The organism is Amycolatopsis echigonensis, assembly GCF_002846615.1.
Lineage (GTDB): Bacteria > Actinomycetota > Actinomycetes > Mycobacteriales > Pseudonocardiaceae > Amycolatopsis > Amycolatopsis echigonensis.
Genome location: NZ_PJMY01000003.1, coordinates 4,595,996 through 4,618,061, shown reverse-complemented (window position 1 = coordinate 4,618,061; position 22,066 = coordinate 4,595,996). Strand labels below are relative to the sequence as shown.

Annotated in this window: 21 protein-coding genes and 1 pseudogene; 11 read left to right on the top strand and 11 right to left on the bottom strand. The window is 69.0% G+C overall.

From position 1 onward, the window contains the following. Window positions 1–29: 29 nt before the first annotated feature. Window positions 30–1,376, bottom strand: coding sequence for a sialidase/neuraminidase family protein (locus ATK30_RS26980; RefSeq protein ID WP_037365768.1), 1,347 nt, complete (start codon window positions 1,374–1,376; stop codon window positions 30–32). Window positions 1,377–1,577: 201 nt separating this feature from the next. Between ATK30_RS26980 and ATK30_RS26975 the strand changes: the two genes are divergently transcribed. Then, a complete protein-coding gene (locus ATK30_RS26975) occupies window positions 1,578–3,335 on the top strand; it encodes a CocE/NonD family hydrolase (RefSeq protein WP_235079424.1) in 1,758 nt (585 codons plus the stop codon). Window positions 3,336–3,784: 449 nt separating this feature from the next. Here the strand turns inward: ATK30_RS26975 and ATK30_RS26970 are convergent, their stop codons facing one another. Then, window positions 3,785–4,708 (bottom strand): sensor histidine kinase, encoded by a 924-nt coding sequence (locus tag ATK30_RS26970; protein WP_037365766.1) that lies wholly within the window; start codon window positions 4,706–4,708, stop codon window positions 3,785–3,787. 228 nt (window positions 4,709–4,936) lie between these two features. Continuing rightward, window positions 4,937–5,680, bottom strand: a complete 744-nt coding sequence (locus tag ATK30_RS26965) for a hypothetical protein (RefSeq protein ID WP_081655249.1) — start codon at window positions 5,678–5,680, stop codon at window positions 4,937–4,939. Between the two features lie 283 nt (window positions 5,681–5,963). Between ATK30_RS26965 and ATK30_RS26960 the strand changes: the two genes are divergently transcribed. After that, window positions 5,964–8,798 carry an RICIN domain-containing protein gene (locus tag ATK30_RS26960; RefSeq protein ID WP_101437980.1) on the top strand — a complete coding sequence of 945 codons (2,835 nt, stop codon included), beginning with the start codon at window positions 5,964–5,966 and terminating at the stop codon, window positions 8,796–8,798. Here the strand turns inward: ATK30_RS26960 and ATK30_RS26955 are convergent. Beyond that, entirely contained in the window at window positions 8,795–9,250 is a 456-nt protein-coding gene (locus ATK30_RS26955; protein ID WP_244194740.1) for a MarR family winged helix-turn-helix transcriptional regulator, read from the bottom strand. The genes ATK30_RS26960 and ATK30_RS26955 overlap by 4 nt on opposite strands. Window positions 9,251–9,334: 84 nt before the next feature. Here ATK30_RS26955 and ATK30_RS26950 point away from each other — a divergent pair, with 84 nt between their 5' ends. Together ATK30_RS26950 and ATK30_RS26945 are read left to right on the top strand one after the other, a co-directional pair. Further along, window positions 9,335–9,664 carry a rhodanese-like domain-containing protein gene (locus tag ATK30_RS26950; RefSeq protein ID WP_101437979.1) on the top strand — a complete coding sequence of 110 codons (330 nt, stop codon included), beginning with the start codon at window positions 9,335–9,337 and terminating at the stop codon, window positions 9,662–9,664. Window positions 9,665–9,689: 25 nt separating this feature from the next. After that, complete coding sequence (locus ATK30_RS26945; RefSeq protein ID WP_101437978.1) at window positions 9,690–10,256, top strand: YceI family protein; 567 nt, start codon at window positions 9,690–9,692, stop codon at window positions 10,254–10,256. 136 nt (window positions 10,257–10,392) lie between these two features. Here the strand turns inward: ATK30_RS26945 and ATK30_RS26940 are convergent, their stop codons facing one another. Continuing rightward, window positions 10,393–11,079 (bottom strand): GNAT family N-acetyltransferase, encoded by a 687-nt coding sequence (locus ATK30_RS26940; protein WP_101437977.1) that lies wholly within the window; start codon window positions 11,077–11,079, stop codon window positions 10,393–10,395. Further along, a complete protein-coding gene (locus ATK30_RS26935; protein WP_167442018.1) occupies window positions 11,076–12,311 on the bottom strand; it encodes an amidohydrolase family protein in 1,236 nt (411 codons plus the stop codon). Before ATK30_RS26935 ends, ATK30_RS26940 begins: the two co-directional genes overlap by 4 nt. Before the next feature lie 79 nt (window positions 12,312–12,390). Here ATK30_RS26935 and ATK30_RS26930 point away from each other — a divergent pair, with 79 nt between their 5' ends. Next, a complete protein-coding gene (locus ATK30_RS26930; protein WP_101437975.1) occupies window positions 12,391–12,834 on the top strand; it encodes a MarR family winged helix-turn-helix transcriptional regulator in 444 nt (147 codons plus the stop codon). A gap of 67 nt (window positions 12,835–12,901) precedes the next feature. On the opposite strand, the gene ATK30_RS26925 is transcribed toward ATK30_RS26930, so the two are convergent. Beyond that, complete coding sequence (locus tag ATK30_RS26925) at window positions 12,902–13,348, bottom strand: VOC family protein (protein WP_101437974.1); 447 nt, start codon at window positions 13,346–13,348, stop codon at window positions 12,902–12,904. Window positions 13,349–13,455: 107 nt separating this feature from the next. Between ATK30_RS26925 and ATK30_RS26920 the strand changes: the two genes are divergently transcribed. Together ATK30_RS26920 and ATK30_RS26915 are read left to right on the top strand one after the other, a co-directional pair. Continuing rightward, entirely contained in the window at window positions 13,456–14,625 is a 1,170-nt protein-coding gene (locus ATK30_RS26920) for a winged helix DNA-binding domain-containing protein (protein ID WP_101437973.1), read from the top strand. Beyond that, complete coding sequence (locus tag ATK30_RS26915) at window positions 14,622–14,867, top strand: hypothetical protein (protein WP_101437972.1); 246 nt, start codon at window positions 14,622–14,624, stop codon at window positions 14,865–14,867. The genes ATK30_RS26920 and ATK30_RS26915 overlap by 4 nt, the downstream gene beginning before the upstream one ends. Here the strand turns inward: ATK30_RS26915 and ATK30_RS26910 are convergent. Beyond that, a complete protein-coding gene (locus ATK30_RS26910) occupies window positions 14,864–15,325 on the bottom strand; it encodes a dihydrofolate reductase (RefSeq protein WP_101437971.1) in 462 nt (153 codons plus the stop codon). The two genes, ATK30_RS26915 and ATK30_RS26910, sit on opposite strands and share 4 nt — an antisense overlap. Continuing rightward, window positions 15,325–16,122: a thymidylate synthase gene (locus ATK30_RS26905; protein WP_101437970.1), complete on the bottom strand. Its 798-nt coding sequence runs from the start codon at window positions 16,120–16,122 to the stop codon at window positions 15,325–15,327. Before ATK30_RS26905 ends, ATK30_RS26910 begins: the two co-directional genes overlap by 1 nt. 95 nt (window positions 16,123–16,217) lie before the next feature. Between ATK30_RS26905 and ATK30_RS26900 the strand changes: the two are divergent. The 4 genes and pseudogenes from ATK30_RS26900 (at window position 16,218) to ATK30_RS26885 (ending at window position 20,081) form a co-directional block, all read left to right on the top strand. Beyond that, a pseudogene (locus ATK30_RS26900) lies at window positions 16,218–17,425 on the top strand (cytochrome P450). 59 nt (window positions 17,426–17,484) lie between these two features. Further along, the gene (locus ATK30_RS26895; protein WP_101437969.1) at window positions 17,485–18,378 is read left to right on the top strand and encodes a hypothetical protein; all 894 of its coding nucleotides are present in this window, start codon (window positions 17,485–17,487) and stop codon (window positions 18,376–18,378) included. 224 nt (window positions 18,379–18,602) lie between these two features. Next, entirely contained in the window at window positions 18,603–19,283 is a 681-nt protein-coding gene (locus ATK30_RS26890; RefSeq protein WP_101437968.1) for a papain-like cysteine protease family protein, read from the top strand. Between the two features lie 9 nt (window positions 19,284–19,292). Next, window positions 19,293–20,081, top strand: coding sequence for a hypothetical protein (locus tag ATK30_RS26885; RefSeq protein WP_101437967.1), 789 nt, complete (start codon window positions 19,293–19,295; stop codon window positions 20,079–20,081). On the opposite strand, the gene ATK30_RS26880 is transcribed toward ATK30_RS26885, so the two are convergent. Continuing rightward, on the bottom strand, window positions 20,068–21,003 hold the full coding sequence (locus tag ATK30_RS26880) for a helix-turn-helix domain-containing protein (RefSeq protein WP_101437966.1): 936 nt from the start codon (window positions 21,001–21,003) through the stop codon (window positions 20,068–20,070). The two genes, ATK30_RS26885 and ATK30_RS26880, sit on opposite strands and share 14 nt — an antisense overlap. A gap of 185 nt (window positions 21,004–21,188) precedes the next feature. Further along, window positions 21,189–22,064, bottom strand: coding sequence for a LysR family transcriptional regulator (locus ATK30_RS26875; protein ID WP_101437965.1), 876 nt, complete (start codon window positions 22,062–22,064; stop codon window positions 21,189–21,191). Window positions 22,065–22,066: the final 2 nt, after the last annotated feature.

The window sequence follows — 22,066 nt, the reverse complement described above, 5'->3', positions numbered from 1 at the left end:
CGTCCGCGTCGGCGATCTGCCCCGATCGATCAGTTCGGGTAGCCCGCCGGTGTCCCTGCGGTCTGCACGGCGTAGCCGGTGGCGCTGCCCGAGCCGCCGAGGGCGGGGCTGTCCTGGGTGTAGGCGATGTGCGCGAACCCGTTTTGGTCGGTGTCGACGCCGAAGTCGTCGAGCAGCTGACGGCCTCCGGTGCAGCTGACGCCGCCCTCGCAGATGGCACCCTTGTGCACGGGGACAACCTGGGTGGTCGACCAGCCGCTGCCGGTGTTCTGCGCGAAGTAGACGTACCAGGTCTGCCCGTCGGGGGTGCCGTAGTAGACGAGGTCGGTGCCCGCGCTGGTGGCGACGTGCCAGGGAAAGACAGCCCGCTTGGAAGTGCTTACCGGACCGGAACAGCTCCAGGTGTCGCCGTGGTCGGCCGAGGTGGCGACGTAGACGGCGGTGTCGTTGGAGACGACGTAGGACAGGGTGCCGTTCGGTGCGACCGAGACGTTGGGGAAGTTGTGGCCCAGCCCGGCTGCGCCGAAGGCCGTCGTGCAGGGGATCGGTTTGCTGGTCCAGGTGTGCCCGCCGTCGGCGGAGACGCCGAGGAACGCTTCGTTGAACTCGCTGCCGGAGGATGAGCTGGGCGCGACGAACGATTGGTAGGCCCAGAAGCCGCCGGACACCGGAGAGGCATTGCGGTGGTCGATCGCCAGGTTGCCGAGTTCGTTGTTCATTGCTTTGTAGTCGGTGTCCGGGATTACGCGGGCGACGTGCGTGTAGAGAGTGCCGCCGTTGTCGGAGCGAAGTACATCGATGTTGTTGGTGAGGATGTCGTGGTAGGTCAGCAGCGAGGTGTCGGCGCCGTAGGCGGCGATCCATTCCCGGTCGTCGAGCGGCAAGCCGGCCTGGACCGGGGTTTGGCTGAAAGTGCGGCCGTTGTCGTCGGACACCGCGACGTTGACCGAGGCGAGGTTCAGGCTCGCGACGTAGATCCGGTAGGTGCCGGCGGCGGATTTCTCCGGTGCGAAAGCGCTGTCGGTGTCCCCGCCCGACAGGCCGATGCCGCCGATCGCGTTGGGCTGGCCCGCGTAGGTCAGCCCGCACGCGGCCGCGGTGCTCGGGCCCTGCCAGTACTGGCTGCCGCCGCCGAGGCCGTTCTCGGAGCTGAGCCCCACCAGACCGGCCTTCGACACGTGGATCGACGGCTCGCCGGCCGCGTTGGCGCCGCACCCGCTCGCACCCGCGTTCTGCACCTGCAACTGACCGGTGGCGAAAGCGGAGCCGGCCGCCTCCGCCCGATGACGGCTCGCCGCTGCCGGTGCCGCCACTGCCAGGAGGACCGCCGCGGCGAACACCGTCGTCTTGGACAGCCGGTTCTCGGAGTTCCGCATGGTTTCCTCCAGCCTCGATGCCAGACGGCCTGACAAAGGAGAGGGAACTCGGCGACGACTATGACGTGCGTCACCGAATCTGTCGAAGCTCGTTGCCTAACAGCGGGCATGGACCGCATTTCGGGAGGTCTTCTGATGACGTCGTGTGCGCGCCGAGTGGCCCTGATCGCGGCAGCAGTGCTGTTGACCGCACCTTCGGGAGTGGCTGACGCTACGGCCGGGGCCGGGGCCGGGGCGTACACCGTGCGCACCCTGCACTTCGACGTGCTGGTCGGGCCCGGCGGGGTGCAGCGCTGCGACATCGTCGGCGACCTGTACACGCCAGCCGACGCCGGTCCGGGCCACCGCGTGCCGTCCATCCTCACCACCAACGGGTTCGGCGGGTCCAAGGACGATCAGGCCGGAATCGCGCGATACTTCGCCGCGCACGATTACGCGGTATTGTCCTATTCCGGCCTCGGCTTCGGCGGTTCGGGCTGCAAGATCACACTGGACGACCCGGATTGGGACGGGCAGGCCGCGAGCCAGCTGGTGAGCTTCCTCGGCGGCGCCGACGGGATCGCCTACGCGGATGCGGCACACGCGCAGCCGGTCGCGGGCGCCGACTACGTGGTGCGCGATCCGGTGGACCACGCCGGCCGGACTGACGCCGCGGATCCCCGGGTCGGCATGATCGGCGGTTCCTACGGCGGCGAGGTGCAGTTCGCGGCCGCTTCGGTCGACCCGAGGATCGACACCCTCGTCCCGCTGATCACCTGGAACGACCTGTCCTACTCGCTGGCCCCGAACAACACCGATCTCCGCACTGGCGTCACCTCGGCCACCCCCGGGGTCACCAAGCTGACCTGGCCGCTGCTGTTCTTCACCGAGGGCGCGGTCTTGGACAGCGCGACGGGCTTCACCAGCGACCCGTCGAGGGTGATCGGCTGCCCCAACTTCACCACTGACATCTGCGCGGACCTCGCGGCGTCCGGGACGCTGGGCTATCCGACACCGGACACGCTCGCGCTGACGCGGCATGCGTCGGTGTCCGCCTACGTCAACCGGATCCGCGTTCCGGTCCTGCTGGCGCAGGGCGAGAACGACACGCTGTTCAACCTCAACGAGGCGGCCGCCACGTACCGAGCGCTCAGGGCCCAGGGCACGCCGGTGAAGATGATCTGGCAGTCCTGGGGTCACTCCGGTGCCACCCCCGCGCCCGGCGAGCTGGACCTCGCCGGCCCGGACCCGGCCGCCCAGTACGAAGCCGCCCGCGTGACCAGCTGGTTCAACCAGTACTTGCGCGGCGGCCAGCCGGACGCATACCCCGGATTCGCCTATTTCCGCGACTGGATCGACTACACCGGCATCGCCACCCCGGCCTACGGCAGCGCCCCCGCCTACCCGGTGGGCACGGGCATGAAGTTCTTCCTCTCCGGCAGCGGCGACCTGGTCACCGATCCGAGCGGTGTCCGGGCCGGGGCACAAAGCTTCCTCACACCCCCGGCCGGATTCCCGACCAGTTCGTCCGGAATCGACGCGTTTTCGCCGAACCTGCCGCCCGACGAGAATCTCCCTGGGACTTACGCTTCCTGGACCGGCCGCCCACTGGCCGCGCCACTCGAAGTGGTCGGCGAGCCGCAGCTCGAGGTGAAGGTGCAGGCGCCCACCACGGCGGTCAGCAGCACGCTCGGTCCAGCCGGCCAGCTCGTGCTGTTCGCCAAGCTGTACGACGTGGCGCCGGACGGCACGGAAAGCCTCGTGCACAACCTGATCGCCCCGGTCCGGCTGTCCGATCCGGCCAAGTCCGCGCGCATCACACTGCCCGCCGTCGTGCACCAGTTCCCGGCCGGGCACGCGATCCGCGTCATGCTCGCCAGCGGCGACCTCAACTACCGGGCGGGCCTGGTCGCGGCGCCTGTCACGGTGAGCACCGGAGACACCGGTCAGGTCCTCACCCTGCCGACCACCGGTCGCTGAGCGCGGGGACCGCTCGCCCGCCGTCCGGGAGAACCGACCGGCTCCGCCCGCGACCACGGACCCGGCTTGCCCGCCGCTCACGGCCGCCCCAGGTCTGTTCCATGCCGGGCTTCAGACCTCTTCTCCCCCGGTATTCAGCGGTGAACCCGCCGCAGCCGAAAAGCACAAGAATCAATTCCGGTGGCCCTGGCCGGGTTTCTTCTCGTGACTGACCCGGATCCGAGAGCGGGCGTCCCTTCGCCCGGACGACGCGGGAGACGACAGCCGGGACTCGGCGTCGACGCCGAGGACGAAGACCGTTTCGATCGGAGGGTCAGCGAGCCCCCGTCGCGCAGCGCCCCGGCCGCTTTCCCGATGTCGCCAGCCGCCGCGGTCGCCCGCACAGCCTTCACCAGTCCGGTCCGGGTGCCGTCCTCCGGCAGGCACGCACAGCCGCCCGCGACCCTCGGTCACCCGGCGGCGAACCGGGCCTCGACCGTCGACCCGGCCGGGTCGGAGTGCATCCGCACCAGGTCCGCGAGATGGTTCACCAGCAGCAATCCGCGGCCGCGGACCTGGTCCGGCGGAGCCGGGAGGCGGCCGGCCATCGGATCCGCCAGCCACCCCTCGTCCCGGACCTGGCACACCAGTTCGCCGTCCGCGAACCCCAGCCGCACCACCGCGGATCCGCTGCCGTGCTCCACGCTGTTGACCGCCAGCTCCGACACCGCCATCACCGCGTCCTCGACCCGGTCCTCGGGCAGGCCGTGCCGCCGCGCCGTCTCTGCCGTCACCAGACGGAGGTCGCCAAGATCGGGTTCGGCGACGGCAAAGGACCGCGCGCCGAGCGGCGGCGGCAGCTCACGGTTGTAGTCGGCGACCACCGCGTCGGGCGCGTAATCGCCGCTCTCGCGCCACTCCCCCGCGCCCTCGATCAGCCAGGGATGCGTCCGGAGAGCATCCGCCAGCTCGGTCGCGCCCAGCGCTTCGGCGTCGTAAGGACACAGGATGGTCGCCCACCGGCCATGGAAAGCCAGGTTGATCAACGCCTCGTGCTGAGCGCACGCCGGATACTCCGCCGACGACCGGCCCGCCCAGACCGGCTCCCCGACGATCCGCACATGCTCGTCCGGATGCGCGTCGGCGAACGCGCGCAGCACGCCCGGAATGATCCGCCCCGGGTTGCGGCCTGCCTCGGTCATGTCGACCAGCAGCGCCCGATCCGCGTCCGCACCCAGCTCGGCCCGCACCAGGTCCACGTGCTCCGGCGGCGCGGCGACCGCTGCTGGCTCGTCCGCGGCCAGCCCGTCCCGGACGAACGGGACGACGCCCGCCAAGAACTCGGCGGCACCCCGGTAGAACAGCGCCGGATGCAGGAACGCTCGGGCCCGCATCACGGACGCCGCGCGGGCAACGACGATTCCTCCGAGCGCATCACGATCACTTCCTCACCGCCGCCACCCTGCCGGCAAGCTCGGGTCACTATGCCCAACGCTATCCCTCCCTGCCAGGTCGACGCACGGTCGAAGCGAACGTGCCGGTCATTTCGGCAAGCCGAATTGGCCCCGGTTCGGCACTTTGAGCTCTAGCGATGGTTGAGGTGAGGTCCCGGCAGGCGACACCTAAGCACCGTGCGCGTCGCCCGCATACCCTTTCCCCAGTGCCGACGCGTTCCCCAGACGAACCATCGCCACCAATGCCCGCGATGTCGTCGCCCCGACTCGAAGCTCCTTCCGCAACGTCTCCGCAGAAATCGGACGCCTGTGCAGTCGCCAGTGCTCAGCATCGGCCCGACGGGCCCGCTCCACCAACTCCCCGTCAAGATCACCAGCGCCCCCGGCCGCGGCCCCCAGCCGCTCCCGGCTGTCCGGCGCCAACGGCTCGCACATCGCCCGCTCCACGCCTTCATCCCGGTGGCCCACAGCGCAAGACCCGGGCAACCACGCTGATCCGGCACCGGTGCTGGCAGCGCTCAACGCCCGAAGCAGGCCGGGGCCAGCCTCAGCCCAGCCGACCAGGAGCAGCGGGCCTACCGAGTCGAACGCTGCTCTGCCCCATTGACCAGCACATACCGGATCAGCGACATTCAACAGCAGAGTCACCACACTCGCGGCCAGCAGCAGGCGACGCGCCGGGCGCAGCACGTCGTCGCCAACGCCCGACAACGCCAGATGCCGCGTACCCACCAGCAACCCAAGGACGGTCAGGTCGACAGCGGGCGCCACCAGCGGGGCCACGAACACTGGAACCTGCAGCTTCAGCGCCAAAGTCAAGACATTCCCGAAGCCGAACGTGAACGTGAGTCCAACGACTGATCCCATGGTGACCGTGACAAACTGCGCCACCGTTCGCGAATTGGCACTCACGACGAACTCCTCGCGGACCTGAGTCCGAAGGTGGCCTCCACCACCAACGTCCCGGCGAGAACCTCCTGGTCAGCCCCGTTCCCATCCTTGGGCAGTCCTGCCGAGGGCACACTTTTTTCTCCGGCCACAGCATTTTCCGTGCTTCATGGTCATTGTCTCAGGGCTGTCCTGTCTCGGACGGCAACCGCACTCTCCACTGCGCCGAACGGCGGTTGTCTGTCGCTGTGCCACCCGGTACTTCTGTTTTTACAACGTTGTAACGCCGAGTGGAGGCTGGTCTCCCATGCCGCTGAACCGCAGGCACTTCGTCACCGGGGCCGTCGCCACGCTGCTCGCCACGGCGTCCGCCGGGACTGCCGAGGCCGTGGGCGACCGAAGGCGCGGCGGGTTCTACCCGTCCAACGCGGCCCCGCTCGCCCCCGCCGCGTTCCTCCGGCTCCCTCCCGGCGCGGTCCAGCCGAAAGGCTGGCTCGCTGGGCAATTGCGGCTTCAGCTCGACGGTCTCTGCGGCCATTACCCCGAGACCTCGCACTTCCTCGACTTCGACACCACCGGCTGGGTGCATCCCGAACGCAGCGGCTGGGAGGAGCTGCCGTACTGGCTGCGCGGGTACGTCGATCTCGCCATCGTGACCGGGGACAGCACCGCGCTGGCCTCGGCCCGGCGCTGGATCGACGCGGTCATCGCCACCCAGCAGGCCGACGGGTTCTTCGGACCGAGCGAACTGCGCACCCGATTCCGGGGCGGGCCGCACTTCTGGCCGTATCTGCCGATGAGCCAAGCGCTGCGGTCCTGGCAGGAATACACCGGCGACACGCGCATCGTCCCGATGCTGACCCGGTTCTTCCGGTACATGAACGCGCAAAGCACCGACATCTTCGACGCGGACTGGCTGACCATGCGCTGGGGCGACGGCCTGGACAGTATTTTCTGGCTGTACAACCGCACCGGCGACGCGTTCCTCCTCGACCTGGCCGACAAGATCCACCGCTACGGGGCGAACTGGGTCGACAATCTGCCGAGTCTGCACAACGTCAACGTGGCGCAGGGATTCCGCGAACCCGCCCAGTACTCGCTGCGCTCCGGCGACGCGAACCTGGTCCAAGCGACCTATCAGGACTATGACCGGATCATGGCGGCCTACGGCCAATTCGCCGGCGGCGGGTTCGCCGGGGACGAGAACGCGCGACCGGGCTTCGGCGATCCGCGACAGGGCTTCGAAACCTGCGGGATCGTCGAGTTCATGGCGAGTCACCAGCTGCTCACCCGGCTGACCGGCGACCCGGTGTGGGCCGACCGCTGCGAGGACCTCGCGTTCAATTCGCTGCCCGCCGCGCTCGATCCGGCCGGACGCGCGGTGCATTACATCACCAGCGCGAACAGCATCGACCTCGACAACGTGCCCAAGACCGAAGGCCAATTCCAGAACGGCTTCGCGATGCAGGCCTATCTGCCCGGCGTCGACCAGTACCGCTGCTGCCCGCACAACTACGGCATGGGCTGGCCGTATTTCACCGAGGAACTCTGGCTGGCGACCCCGGACAAGGGGCTCGCGGCGTCGATGTACTCGGCGAGCAGCGTCACGGCGAAGGTCGGCGACGGCACTTCCGTAACCATCGACGAGGACACCACGTATCCGTTCTCGGAGACGATCACGTTCACTGTCCGGACGCCGAAGCCGGTGAATTTCCCTTGGCATTTCCGGGTTCCGGCTTGGTGCGCGGCTCCGCGGCTCATCGTGGCGGGCGCACCGGTCACGATTCCGGCCGGGCCTGCGTATGCGAAAGTCCAGCGAGTATGGCGCAACGGCGACGTCGTCACGTTGACCCTGCCGCAGCGAACCTCCGTGCGAACCTGGCACGCGAACCACGATTCCCTGTCGGTCGACCACGGTCCGCTGACGTATTCGCTGCGGGTCGGGGAACAGTACGAGCAGCTCGGTGGTACCGCGCAGTTCCCGGAGTACGCCGTGCACGCGACTACGCCCTGGAATTACGGCCTGGCTGGCGACGCTTCGGCGATGACCTTCGTCGCGACCGGCGGGCCGCTGCCGGACAATCCGTTCACCCCGGACACCGCGCCGGTCCGGATCACCGCGCCGGCCCGGAAAATCGCCGAATGGACCGCGGACGACCAGCATGTCGTTACCCCGCTGCAGTCCTCACCGGCACGAAGCACCGCGGAAGTCGAATCGGTCACGCTGATCCCGATGGGTGCGGCGCGGCTGCGGATCACGTCCTTCCCGACAGCGGAGCCGGACGGTACTCCGTGGTTGCCCGGCGGCGGCGGGGCCGGTTTCCGGATCGTGAATCTCAACTCGGGCAAGGTGCTTGGCGTGGACCGCATGTCCACGGCAGACAGTGCACAGGTCGTGCAATACACCGACAACGGCACCGCTGACCACGTGTGGCACCTGATCCCGAACGGCGACGGCTGGTACCGGATCCGCAACCACAACTCCGGCAAGGTGCTCGGCGTCGATCAAATGTCCACTGCGGACAGTGCCCAGGTGGTGCAGTACACGGACAATGGCACCGCGGATCATCTCTGGCGGCTCGTCGACAACGGCGACGGCTGGTTCCGGATCGCGAACCGCAACTCCGGCAAGGTGCTCGGCGTGGACCAGATGTCCACTGCGGACAGTGCCCGAGTGGTCCAGTACACCGACAGCGGGACCGCCGACCATCTGTGGCAGCTGGCGCCGGACGGCCAGGTACGGATCGAGAACCAGAATTCGGCGAAGGTGCTGGGCGTCGACGGGATGTCGACCGCCGACAGCGCCCGGGTCGTCCAGTTCGGCGACACCGGCACCGCCGATCACTTGTGGACCTTCGAGGCGGCCGGAGGATGGCTGCGAATCCGCAACGTCAATTCGGGCAAGGTGCTCGGCGTCGATCAGATGTCCACTGCGGACAGCGCGATCATCGTGCAGTACACGGACAACGGCACCCCGGACCACGACTGGCGGCTGCTCGACGACGGCAGCGGCTGGTTCCGGATCGTGAACCGCAACTCCGGCAAGGTGCTCGGCGTCGACCGGATGTCCACTGCGGACAGTGCCCAAGTCGTGCAGTTCAGCGACAACGGGACCGCGGACCATCGGTGGAGGTTGCGCTAAACCGGCCGCACGGTCTTTCCGCTTTCGGCGACCCGCAGCAGCGCCTTCCCGATCACCGCGGCCTCCTCGTCGCTGACGTGCGCGGAGAAATGCCGCTCGATGCTCCGCAGGTAGACCGGCGCGGTCTTGCGCAGCGCGCGGACGCCCTCGTCGGTGATCACCGCCCAGCTGACCCGCCGGTCGTCCGGCTCCGGACGCTTCGTCACGAGCCCGGCGCGCACCATCTCGTCCACCAAGCGGCTCACCCGCGTCCGGCTGAGCACCACCCGGTCGGCGACCTCCGCCATCCGCAGCCCCTTCTTCCCCTCCGCGTTCAGCTCCAGCAGAACGTCGTACCAGGCCAGCGGCACGGTTCCGCCCCGCTGCACGTCGGTTTCGATGGCTCGCACCGCGGCGCTGTGCGCGAGCAGCATCGCCCGCCACGCCTCCAGGCCGATCTTCGGGTCGCTCACGTCCCCCAGTGTAGGTCATTGCGTGCGGGCGCACCTAACACGTAGAGTGCGTGCGTACGCACTTAAATCCCTCGAGGAGGAACGATGGTCGAACCCATCACGCGCGGCGAGGTCAAGAAGCGGATCGACGCCGGCTCGGCGATCGTGGTCGAGGCCCTGCCCGCCGGCTACTACGCGAAGGCGCATCTTCCCGGCGCGCTCAACCTGCCGGTCGACGACGTCGAGAAGCTCGCGCCGACCTTGTTGCCGGACAAGGACTCCGCGGTGATCGTCTACTGCGCCGACTCGCCTTGCCAGAACTCGGGCACCGTCGCGAAGCATCTGGCGGAACTCGGCTACACCCAGGTCTTCGACTACGACGAGGGCAAAGCCGACTGGATCGCGGCCGGACTGCCGACCGAATCCGGAAACTGAGCACCAGAAGGGACTGAAGCAGACCATGACAGACGCAACTCGCGTAGTCGCCGGAACGGAACTTCCCGCCGCGGGGACCTGGAAGGTCGACCCCGGGCACGCCGAGGTCGGGTTCGTGGGCAGACATTTCCTGCTCACCAAGGTCCGCGGCCGGTTTACCGGGGTGGACGCCACACTGGAGATCGGCGAGGAAATCGAAGACACCACCGTGCGCGCGGTCATTGACATGGCCACTGTGGACAGTGGCGATCAGACCCGAGACGAGCATCTCCGTTCCGGCGATTTCTTCGACGTGGAACATCATCCGCGAGCGACGTTCGAATCGGTGTCGGTCACCGCGTCCGGCAGCGAGGCGACCATGGTCGGAAACCTGACCATCAAGGACGTCTCGCATCCGGTCGCCCTCGCCGTGGAGTATCTCGGCCACGCGCGCGATCCGTGGGGAAACGATCGCGCGGTGTTCTCCGCCCGCGGCAAGATCAACCGCGAGGATTGGGGACTGGTCTGGAACATGGTGCTCGAATCGGGCGGTCTGCTCGTCTCCAAGGAAATCGAACTCGTCCTCGAGGTCGAGGCGATCCGCTCCGTCTGATCGGGAAGCGGACCGGCCGGGTCGGCGCGGTGGCCGACCCGGCCGGGCGGGCCGATCAGTTCGCCTCGGTCGTCACCGCGGCAGGCGCCAAGCCGGTTCCGAACCTCGATCTCCGCCGGCGGCGACCTCTGGTCGGTCAAACGCGCCGAGCGCTCGCAAGTGATACGAGAGCGCGAGCTCCAGATTCCCGCTCTGCGGTGCCAGCCGCGACAGAGAACTCGTCCGCAGCAGCCGGTCGTCGACCCGCTCCGTCAAGGTGACCGGCAAAGCGTCCGTTCTTGGCGGTCCACTCCTCCCGGGTCAGTTCGTACTCGACCTCACCGTGTTCCGTGCCCGGCAACGGATCGTCGAAGTGCAAGTGGAAGGTGCGGACGTACTTCAGCCCGGCCCGCTCCATCACCCGGCGCGACGGGGTGTTCACCGCCATTGTCTGTGCCCAGACCCGTTGCGTGCCCAGTTCGGCGAATCCTTTGTGGATCGCCGCCCGGGCGCCCTCCGTCGCGTAGCCGCGGCCCCAGGCCCGCGCCCTCAGCCGATAGCCGAGTTCCAGCTCAGTCGTGCTGCCGTCTTCCGGCGGCTGCAGGGAAATCCAGCCGATGAACTCGCTCGTTGCCCGCTCGATCGCCGCCCACCGGCCCGCCGGGCCTTTCTCGTAATCGCCGAGGATGGCGGGCAGCACCTTCTGCTCGATCTCGGCGCGAGGCGTCGGCTCGCCGGTGAGGAACCGCATCACGCGCGGGTCGCTGTCGAGCTGGACCAGGTGCTCGATGTCCGCCTCGGTGAAGCGCCGCAGCAGCAACCGGTCCGTCTCCAGAACCTTCACGCGAGCACCAATCCGGCCGCCGCCGCGATCCGGTCGCGCGATTCCAGCACCCGGGCCCTGAGCTTCGGCAGATCGACGCCCAGCAACCGGCCGTCCCGCTTGACCGGCCGTCCCCCCACGAAAACGCTGTCCACCAACCCCGGATGCCCCGCGGTGACCACTGTGGACACCGGGTCGCTGACCGGAAACACCGACAGGTCCTCCGCGTCGATGAGCACCAGATCCGCGTCCTTTCCGACGCTGATGCTGCCCGCCCGGTCTTCCCGCCCGCAGGTCCGCGCACCGTCCAGGGTCGCGAACTCGAGCAGATCGCGCGCGACGAGTCCGCCGTCCAGACCGCGCTGCGCGGCGAACGCGGTACGCATGGCCGAAAACATGTCACCCCCAGCGGACGGACAGTCGTCAATGGACAACGACGGCCGGATCCCGGCGGCCAGCAGCCGTCCCGTTTCCGGCCACCCGAACCCCATCTTCAGCTCGACGTCCGGGCTGACCGTCACCGAACAGCCCGCGTCCGCGAGGATCGCCAGCTGTGCGTCGGTGAGGCCGTTGCCGTGAACTATCGTCGTCCGGTCGTCAAGCAGGTTTCGTTCGTGCATCTCGGGAAGCGAATCGCACACCGCGCCGTGGACGTGCATGCTCACCCGGAGCCCGAGTTCCCGCGCCAACGCGACGTCCGCGGCCGTGGTGTCCATTGTGGTCAACATCGGCCCGCGCAATCCGAACGTCATTTCGTCGGCGGGCAGCCGCTTCCGCACCCGGGCCACGTCGTCGGGCTCCGTTGCGCAGTAACAGAAGATCGACCTTCCCGAGGCCTCCTGGAGCGCGTCGATCGCCGCGTCGGCGTTCTCTGGCCGGTCGGAGCAGTGGAACCAGTCGAGCAGGGTCGTCACGCCCGAGTTCAGCGCTTCGAGACGGCCCAGCAGGTTGCCGAGGTACACGTCCTCCGGCTGGTAGTGCGGCCGGAGCACGCCGTGCATGGCGTCGCGATATTCGGCGAACGTCCAGTCCGCGCCGATCCCCCGGAACGCCGTCTGCCAGGTGTGCCGGTGGGTGTCGACGAACCCGGGCAGGACGATCTTGCCGGTCGCGTCCACGATTTCGGCCTCGGCCTGGATCGCCGCGCCGACCGCCGCGATCCGGCCGTCCTCGATCAGCACGTCTCCGCGCCGGAGATCCCCCACCGCCGGATCAAGGCTGACGACGGTCCCGTTCTTGAGCAATGTCCGCATGAACCCTCCCAGAAGTTGATACATCAACTCTAGGCCCGTCGGAGTTGATGAGTCAACTCTCCAGGTACGCTCTCTGCCCATGACGCCCGATGACTGGGAGCTGTGGAACGCCTGGGTGCGCGCGCAACGCCTGCTCACCCGGGAACTGGATCGTGGACTGCAGCGCGAATGCGGCATCTCGAAGGCCGAGTTCAGCGTCCTCGTGACCCTGTGGCGCATCCCCGGCCACGAGGCGCGCGTCGCCGACCTGGTCGAATCCCTCGGCTGGGAGAAGAGCCGCGTCTCGCATCAGCTGACCAGGATGGAGGCGCGCGACCTGGTCACCCCGACCCGCAGCGGCCCCAGCCGGCGGCGGACCGGAATCAGCCTCACCGCGCACGGCCGTTCGGTCATTCAGGAGGCTTTGGTGGTCCACGGCGCCAACATTCGCCGCCACTTCCTGGACACGCTGAGCCCCTCGCAGCTCGAGGCCATCCGATCGTGGGCCGACGAGACCATCGCGCGCGCCGAGCCAGCCGAGTGAGCGGACGCGCCCGGGTGTGAGAAGCCGGTCTGCGGCCGGCGCAGAACTCCGGCCGCGGACCGGCGGGCTAGGCGGCGACCTGCAGGATCCAGGTGATCCCGAAGCGGTCCCGGAGCATGCCGAACGCCGGGGCCCACTGCGACGGGCCGAACGGCTCGATCACCGTCGCGTCCTCGGACAGTTTCTTCCAGAACTCGCCGACCTCGTCGACGGAATCGCCGTCGACGGACAGGAAGAACTTCTCCGTGGTGATCGTCATCCCGTTCTCGCGCGTGGTTTCGCCGACTGGCGCCGCGGCGGCCCCGCCGGGGACGTCGTAGGCCATCACCTGGAACCCGTTTTCGCCGACGACCTGGCCGAACACCACGTGGTCCGAGCCGGGCGCGTCCTGGGGCATGCCGAAGTCGCCGTACGTGGCGATCCGGACGTCCCCGCCGAACACCGACCGGTAAAACTCGAGCGCCTCCCTGGCCTCGCCCCGGAAGTTCAAGTGGGCGACGGCGTGCACTGCCATGATTTCGACTCCTCGATTCCCGCGCCGGAGTCGTTCCCGCGCCAGAACCGAGGTTCGCAGCAGTAGCGGTCAGGGAGTGACCGCTACTTCCGGCATGATCGAAAACCATGCGCAAGGTGACCGACGACGAGCGACGAGACCGGATCGGGCTGCGGCACGCACTGGCGAGCGCCGCGGCCTGCGTGGAGGACGCCGTCCGCGCGGTCACGTGTTTGCACGCCACTGAGTCCAGCAGCATCTACTTGTCCGCGTACGCCCGGTCCCGTGCCGACCGAGAGTCCATTTCGGACGCTTTGTTCGGCCGACGGACTGTGGTGCGGCAGTTGGCGATGCGCCGGACCGTCTTCGCCTTCCCGGTCGATTTGCTCGCCGCCGCAAGGGGAAGCGCCTCCGCCAGAGTGGTTCGGCAGCTGACCGCGCGGCTGGCCAAAGACGCCGAGCTAGCCGGGATCGACAATGGTCCGGCGTGGGTCGCTGACCGGTGCGCCGAGGCGCTAGCAGCGATCCGGGAAGCACCCGGGACCACCGCGCAGCTACGCGCTCGCCTTCCCGAGCTGAACGCACGAATCGCCGCCGAGGGACGGCCCACCGAGCTCGCCCCGGTGGGATCCAGAGTGCTGTCCGTGCTCGCGGCGGGCGGTTCGGTGATTCGCGGGGACAACGCCGGGCGCTGGCAGGTGTCGCGTCCAGTGTGGACGGCTGTCGAGCAGTGGCTCGGCGAGGATCCGGGCGTGCTGGACGAACGGGAGGGCTACCGCGAGCTGGTGCGGCGGTGGCTGTGGTCGTTCGGGCCGGGGATCGAGGACGACCTCGGGTGGTGGCTCGGCGCGACGAAAACCGCCGTCCGCCGGGCGCTGGACGACGTCGGTGCGATGCCCGCCCTGCTGGAGGACGGAACCCCGGCGTGGCTGCATCCCGACGATGAAGAGCAGGTCCGGCTCGGCGAGGACTGGGCGGCGCTTCTTCCGGCCCTCGACCCGACGACGATGGGCTGGCGCCGCCGCGACTTCTACCTCGGCGACCACGGACCGCACCTCTTCGACGGCGCGGGCAACGCCGGTCCGACCGCGTGGTGGAACGGGCGGATCGTCGGGACCTGGACTCAGCAGCCGGACGGGACGGTGCGGGTCGTGCCGATCGAGCCGCTGTCTCTCGCTGCCGCGGCGGCGTTGGAAGAAGAAGCGGCAAAGCTGACCGCCTGGTTCGACGGCGAGGTGGTCGCCTCGGGTTATGTGCCGCCCATCGTCCGCGGCCGGGCAAGCCGAGGGTCCGGATGACCGACGTCGTGCTGCCGCAGCGAATCCGGCTCGCGATCCAACGACGGCTACCGCGATCCCGGCGTGCGCGCGGTCATCGCCGCTCGCGGCGGCGCCGGGCGCACCGGATCGCCGGGATGCTGTTCCTCGAAGCCCCGCGCGCGATCGGGCTCGGCCACGGCGGCTCCCCGCTGTCGGTCCCGCTCGGGCCGGTCGCGAACCTCGACGGAGACACGCGCACGGTCGGGCCCGCGGTCAGCTAGGACCCCCAGCTCAGGTGCCGGTAGTGCAGGCCGTTCTTCGACTCCTGCCATTCGCCGACCGTGTCCGGCTCCCGGCCGATCTCCGGCGCGTAGACGTCGCCCTCGAAGGGCTCGCGCAGTTCGGTCACTTCGATCCGGTCGGCGAACGGCAGCGACTCCTGGTAGATCCGCGCGCCGCCGATCACCCAGACGTCGCCGTCGGCGGCCGCAAACGCTTGCTCCAGGCTGGGGAACGTTTCCGCGCCCTCCTGCGGCGTGCGGGACACCACCAGGTTCCGCCGTCCCGGAAGCGGCCGGACGCGCTCCGGCAGCGACTCCCAGGTGCGCCGTCCCATGAGCACCGTCGCGCCCGCGGTCACGGTGCGGAAATGCTTCATGTCTTCCGGGATGTGCCACGGCAAGGCGTTGTCGCGGCCGATGACGCGGTTCGCCGCCTGCGCCCAGATGAGTCCGATCATCAGACGGCCACCGGAGCCTTGATTCCGGGGTGCGGGTCGTAGCCTTCCAGCGAGATGTCCTCGTAGCGGTAGTCGAACAGGCTCTCCGCCGGTTTCAGGCTCAGCGACGGGAACGGCCGCGCGTCCCGGGAAAGCTGCTTGCGCACCTGCTCGACGTGGTTGTCGTAGATGTGGCAGTCCCCGCCGGTCCAGATGAAATCGCCGACGCGCAGGCCGACCTGGTCGGCGATCATGTGCGTCAGCAGGGCGTAGCTCGCGATGTTGAACGGCACGCCGAGGAACAGGTCCGCGCTGCGCTGGTACAGCTGGCAGGACAGTTCGCCGTCGGCGACGTAGAACTGGAAGAACGCGTGGCACGGCGGCAGCGCCATCCGCGGGATGTCCGCGACGTTCCAGGCCGACACGATGATCCGCCGCGAATCCGGGTTCTCGCGCAGCGTGCGCAGGACCTCGCTGATCTGGTCGATGTGCCCGCCGTCGGGCGTCGGCCAGGACCGCCACTGCACGCCGTACACCGGGCCGAGGTCGCCGTCCGGGGCCGCCCATTCGTCCCAGATCGTGACGCCGTGGTCACGCAGCCAGGTGACGTTCGAGTCTCCGCGCAGGAACCACAGCAATTCGTAGGCGATGGAGCGGAAGTGCACCTTTTTCGTGGTGATCAGCGGGAACCCGTCGGCCAGCCGGTAGCGCAGCTGGTGCCCGAAAATCGACCGCGTGCCCGTACCGGTGCGGTCCCCCTTGCGGGCTCCGGTGTCGAGCACGTGCTGAAGCAGGTCTTCGTACTGCGTGTCCGGCATGCCTGCCGATGTTAGTCGAGCCGGCTCCGTGTCAGCGGGATGTCAGCCGCCGCGGTGACGCTGGTCGCACCACCACCGGAGAGGGGACCACGAAGATGACCCGCCCGCCCGGCCTGCCGCTCGACCGCGACGCAGGCCCGTTCGCCCCGCCGTCCGCCATCACCCGGCTGCGGGAGACCCGGCCGGTGAGCCCGCTGAAGTTCCCGGACGGGCACGACGGCTGGCTGGTCACCGGCTACGCCGAGGTCCGCCAGGCGCTCGCCGATCCGCGGTTCAGCTCGCGCCAGGACCTCGGCCCGGTGCACGTGCCCTACGAAACGCCGAGCATGCCCGAGGCGCAGGAAGAGTTCGACCCGTCGCCGCAGGTGCCCGGCCTGTTCCTCACGATGGATCCGCCGGACCACACCCGGTTGCGCCGGAAGCTCACCGGCACGTTCACCGTCAACCGGATGAAACGGCTCGAGGAGCACATCGTCGAAATCGCCGAACAGCAGCTCGATCACCTCGCCGCCTGCCCGAAGCCGGTCGATCTGGTCGCCGAATTCGCGCTTCCGGTGCCGTCGCTGGTGATCTGCGGAATGCTCGGCGTCCCGTATGCGGACCGGGACATGTTCCAGAAGAACTCCGCGCAAATCATGCTCCGGGACCAGAGCATCGAAGACAAAATGGCCGCCTGGACCGCGATGACGTCGTATCTCGGGAAACTGGCGGCCGACAAGCGCGCGGACCCCGGCTCGGACATCCTGTCCGGGCTGGCCCGCGGCGACGATCTCAGCCTCGAGGAATTGGTCGGGATCGGGTTTCTGCTGCTGCTCGCCGGGCACGAAACGACGGCGAACATGCTGGCGCTCGGCACTTTCGCGCTGCTGGAAAACCCGGAGCAGCTGGCCGCGCTGCGCGCCGATCCGGGCCTGATTCCCGGCGCGGTCGAGGAATTGCTGCGGTATCTCGCGGTGGTCGACGTCCTGTTCCGTTACGCGTCCGAAGACCTCGAACTCGGCGGCGAAAAGATCCCCAGGGGTCGACCGTGCTCGTTTCGATGCTGGCCGCGAACCGCGATCCTTCGCATTTCCCCGAGGGCGACGCACTCGACGTCGAGCGGAAAGCGCGCACGCATTTGTCGTTCGGCCACGGCGTGCACCAATGCCTCGGCCAGCAGCTCGCCCGGATCGAAATGCGCGCCGGGTTCGCCGGACTGCTGCGCCGCTTCCCGACGCTCGCGCTCGCGGTCCCGCCGAGCGAGGTGCCGCTGCGGACCGGCATGAACATCTACGGCGTCCACGAGCTGCCCGTGACCTGGTGACGCGCACCCGTCAACGGATCAGTTGACGGATTTCGTCGTCAACCTATACGTTGACGTACATGACGGACTCCGTGCAGGCGATGGCCACCCGGTACTTCCGGCACCGCGAAAACCCCTTCCTCAGCGAACTGGTGCGCGCGGCGAGATCCGGACGCCACCGCGGCGAAGACCTCAGCGCCGACGACGCGGCGGGGGCGTTGCACCTGGTCCCGGACGTCCGGCACGATCTGGACCGCGCCGAGGTCACGCTGATCGAAGCGGTTCTCGACCGCGGCTGGACCTGGGAACAGCTGGGGGCCGAGTACGGCAACCGGTCCAAACAGGCGATGCAGCAGCACTACCGGCGGCGCGGCGGGAAACGTTCCTGGCCGGGCAAGGAACGCCCGCCGCGCGCCGAGTCGCCGCACCGCCTGACCGACGAAGACCTGGACCCGGCCGACGTGGCGAAGGTGCGCGAGGCGATCAGCGCCTTGCTCGCCACGGCGCACGACGTCGCCGAAACCCACACCGTCGACGGGGTGTGGACCGCGGGCGAACCGATCCTGGAGGAGATCTCAACGGTCGGGCTGGATCCGTTGCCCCGCTTGGAAGTCGCGTGCCGCACCGCGGCCAAGGCGATCGAGGACATGGTCGTGGCGGGCTGGGAACGCCGCGATCCCGGACGGTCAGAACGGTGCCGGCAGTCGTGGACGGTGCGGTTGGAGGACGAGATCCGGGACCTGGCGTCCTGGCTCGACCGGGAACCGCAAGGGCGGCCTCTCCCCCGCGCCGACCGTCCGGTGACCGTCGGGACGACCACCGCCGAACGGGCGGACCACGTCGAGATCGCGGCCGAGGACGTCGAACAGGTGCGGGAGGCGATCAGCCTGACGCTCGCCCGGCTCGAAGCCCACCGCGCCGTGGTCGACCAGATCATCGACGAACTACGGCGGCGGCAGGCCGAATTGTCCTGAGCGCAGCGGTTCAACGGAGGTGAACGCGCTGTGAATATTGCGAATTACCTGTCGCCGCGGTGAGCGAAACCGCGGCGGTGCCAGTCATTTTCCCGCGAAAGCGGCTGTGAACACTCACACCGCGTGCCGGAGCCGTTGCTCTGCGGGAGCGGGCGAGCACACAGTGATGCTCGGCCGGGTCGACCCCGGCGAGCTCCCTTCCCCGTCTGGCACAAGGAGATTCGATGGATTACCGACCCGCCCGGAGGACCGTCCGGATCACGGTGGCGACCGGGGCAGCCGCGCTTGCCGTGGCGCTGCTGCCGGGTACCGCGCTGGCCCAGTCGACCAATGACGCGCACCAGCCGAACGGCCTCGTCAAGACCGCCACGCACACCCAGGTGCGCGAGATCCAGCCGGTCGGCGTCCGCGCCGCGTACGCGCTGCCCTCGGCGAAGCAGCTCGACTACACCCAGCAGGTGCAGCAAAACGACCAATGGTGCTGGGCCGCGGACGGCTCCAGCATCGAGCAGTCGCAGGGCGGCACCGCCTCGCAGGAGGAATTCTGCGCGGCGGGCAAGGGCACCCAGGTCGGCTACTGCCCGAACGAGGGCGGGCAGATCTCGGAGATCGTGCAGGGTTTCCAGGGCACCGGATTCTCCGCGGAGAGCGCGAACGGGCCGATCAGCTATTCGTCGATCCAGAACCAGGTCGACTCCGGGATCCTGAACCTGACCGGCATCTACTGGACCTCCGGCGGCGGCCACGCCGAGGTGATCTACGGATACGACAGCTCGAACAACTCGATCATGATCGGCGACCCGTGGCCGAGCTACCAGCGGTACCAGACCTGGGACTACAACCAGTACCAGAGCAACGCCCAGTTCACCTGGAACGACACCATCGTCAACATCAGGAAGGGCTGACCGGCCGCCATGGGTGAGATCTGCCGGAGGTTCGCCGCCGGCGCGGCGATCGCGGTCGCGGCGCTCCTGTCCGCCGGTCCCGCCGAGGCCGCCGGGGCCTCGTGGGTCGCGCCGCCGTCGGAGCAGGACGTCGCGGCCGCGGTCAAAGCCGCGGAAACGGCACGCGCGATCAGTTTCGCCAAGTCGAACTTCCGGCAGGCCGGCCACGCCGACCCGGGCCGGATCACGGTGGGGCACAAGGCAATCCCGGTCTACACGCTCAATCCCGACTTCGTCACGGCGAAACCGGGCGCACCGGCCGGAGTGCTGCGGGCGATCGCGGTGACGGCCACCGCGGCCACGGGAGCGAAGGCCACCCTCCGCGCCGCGCCCGACCACTCCGCGCCGAGCGGCTGGTCGGTCGGGAACGTGTTGTCCGGCAACGACGAGGAGACGCTCAGCGCTCGGCTGCGCCCCGGTTCGGTGCTGTTGAACGAACCACAGATCAACGGGTGGTACGACCTCGGCCGCGACGGCGTCGTGCTGTTGCAGGCGAGCCTTCCGCAGTCGCCGGTCGGCCAGTTCACCCCGATCGCCGAATACCAGCAGCAGGTGCGTTCCCGGTATGCCAACAAACTGCCCGGGTCGGATTACCAGCACAGCGGCGGGATCGGGTTCAAGCAGGCCGTTCTCCAGCAGCGCGACTCCGGGCCGCCTGGTTCGCTGACCGCCGGGCTGATCGTGTTCGGCTCCGCGGTGGCCCTCGGCGGCGGATTCCTGGTGTGGCGCTGGACGAAACGCCGGATCACTCCCAAATGAGATCGACCCCGGCGATGCCCACGCCGAGTTCCTCGAAATAGGCGCTCACCGTGTTCCCCGGCCCGCAGAACAGCGGCTCGCGGACCAGCAGCTCCAGGTCTTCCCGAGGCCGGATGGTCCGCAGGCAGCGCGCGGGCAGCGCGGCCGGGTGGAAGCGCAGCCGCAGCAGGTACGCCGACATGCGGGAGCGCACGACCCGGTGGAAATTCCCCGGCCGGACCGAGGCGGAGGGACGCAGCGTGAACCCGAACGTGTGCGTCTCCCCCTCGGCGAGGCCCCGGTCGAAGAGCAGCTCGAACACCATCCCCGCCGACCGCGCGCTGCGCCGCACCCGCCCGACCCGGCAGCCGTCGACCGCGACGATCTCCGTCGCCATGACGTCGCTGCCGTCCTCGTCCTGGTGCGTCACCAGGAAACTGTCCGGGCCGGGTCTTCGCGCCCGCACCACCATGGTCGACGAAATCTCCTCGGTCCGCCCTTGCGCACCGAGCGTCAGCACGTCGACCACCGTCGCGACGTCAAGGTCCGCGTTCTCCTCGCTGCCGGGCATTCCGCTCAGCTCGTCGCGCAGGGCGAACGTCTCGGCCCAGCTCTGCTGGAGTTCCGGAAGCGACGGACGGCGGTCGGCGTCCGTGGTCCGGTGCGGCCCGATCAGCACGACCAGACTGTCCGGCGGCAGGTTCAGCACCGACTCCAGAGCGCGCACGACATCGAGCGACCGGGGCGCGGACGGACTGCGCAGGCCGCGCTGCCAGTAGCTCAGCGTGGACTCGGCGACCGAAACCCCGTGCGCGGCGAGATGCGCGCGGAGCCGCGAAAGGGACAACCCGCGCCGGTCGACGGCCTCGGACAACGCGCGATGAAACGGGCCGGACCGGACTGTTCGCGCCGACCACCGGACCGCCAAGCTCTGCTGCTGCATCTGGCTTCCCCTGCTCGTGCCGAATAACTGTTCAGCATGAGCAGTTCGTGACCGGGCAACAACCGTCCATGGTCGAGAATCGGGCAAATCATCCCGCCCCGGGGAGGCTCAGCCACCCCCTCGACCCCGCCAGACGGCGCAACTGCTCGTCGGCCAGCCGGTCGAAGAGCAGCGTCCGCAGGTCCTCAGGCCGCGAAGTAATCCGTCGCGAACTCCGTCAGCCGTTGCGCCGCCGCGGACAGATAGGTGTCCGCACGCCGCACCACCGACAACGTCCGAGAGCAATCCGGGACATCCAGCCGCAGCCCGACCGCCGCCCCGCTCTTGACGGACTGCCGGGCAACGTCTGGCACCAAACCGATTCCCAGCCCGCTCGCGATCAGCTGGCCGGTCGCGCCGGGTTCGTCGCTCTCGCAGGAGTAGTTCGGTTCCAGTCCGGCCTCGGCGAAGAGGCGGTCAGCGAGGGTGCGCGGCCAGTAGCCGGGACGGGTGGTCACCATCGGTTCGTCCGCGAGATCCGCCATCCGCACGCGCTTGCGCCGCGCCAGCCGGTGCGTGCTGGGCACGGCGAGCAGCACCTCCTCGCGCAGCAGTTCCCGCGTTTGCAGGCCGGGCTGCAGCAGCGGTTGCGAAGCGAAGCACAGGTCGACCTCGCCCGCGCACAGCTGCTGCGCCATGGTTTCCGCCGACGATTGATACAGCCGCAATTCGACGCCGGGGTACTCCGCGCGGAAGGCGCTCATCAGGCCGGTGAGCGTGAGCAGGGTTTCCGACGCGACCGCGACCCGGCCATGGTCCAGACCAGCCAGGTCGACGAGTTCCTGGCGGGCGTCGTCGAGTTCGCGCAGCGCCCGGTCGACGCGGCGCAGGAACGTGGCGCCGAAGTGGTTGAGCCGCAGCCCCCGCCCGGCCCGTTCGAACAGCGGCACGCCGAGATCCGCCTCCAGCCGCGCGATCGCCCGGCTCAGCGACGGCTGGGCGATCCGCAGGTCGGCCGCCGCCTGGCTGAGATGGCCGCGGTAGGCGACCGCCTGGAAGTAGCGCAACTGCAGCAGGTCCATCT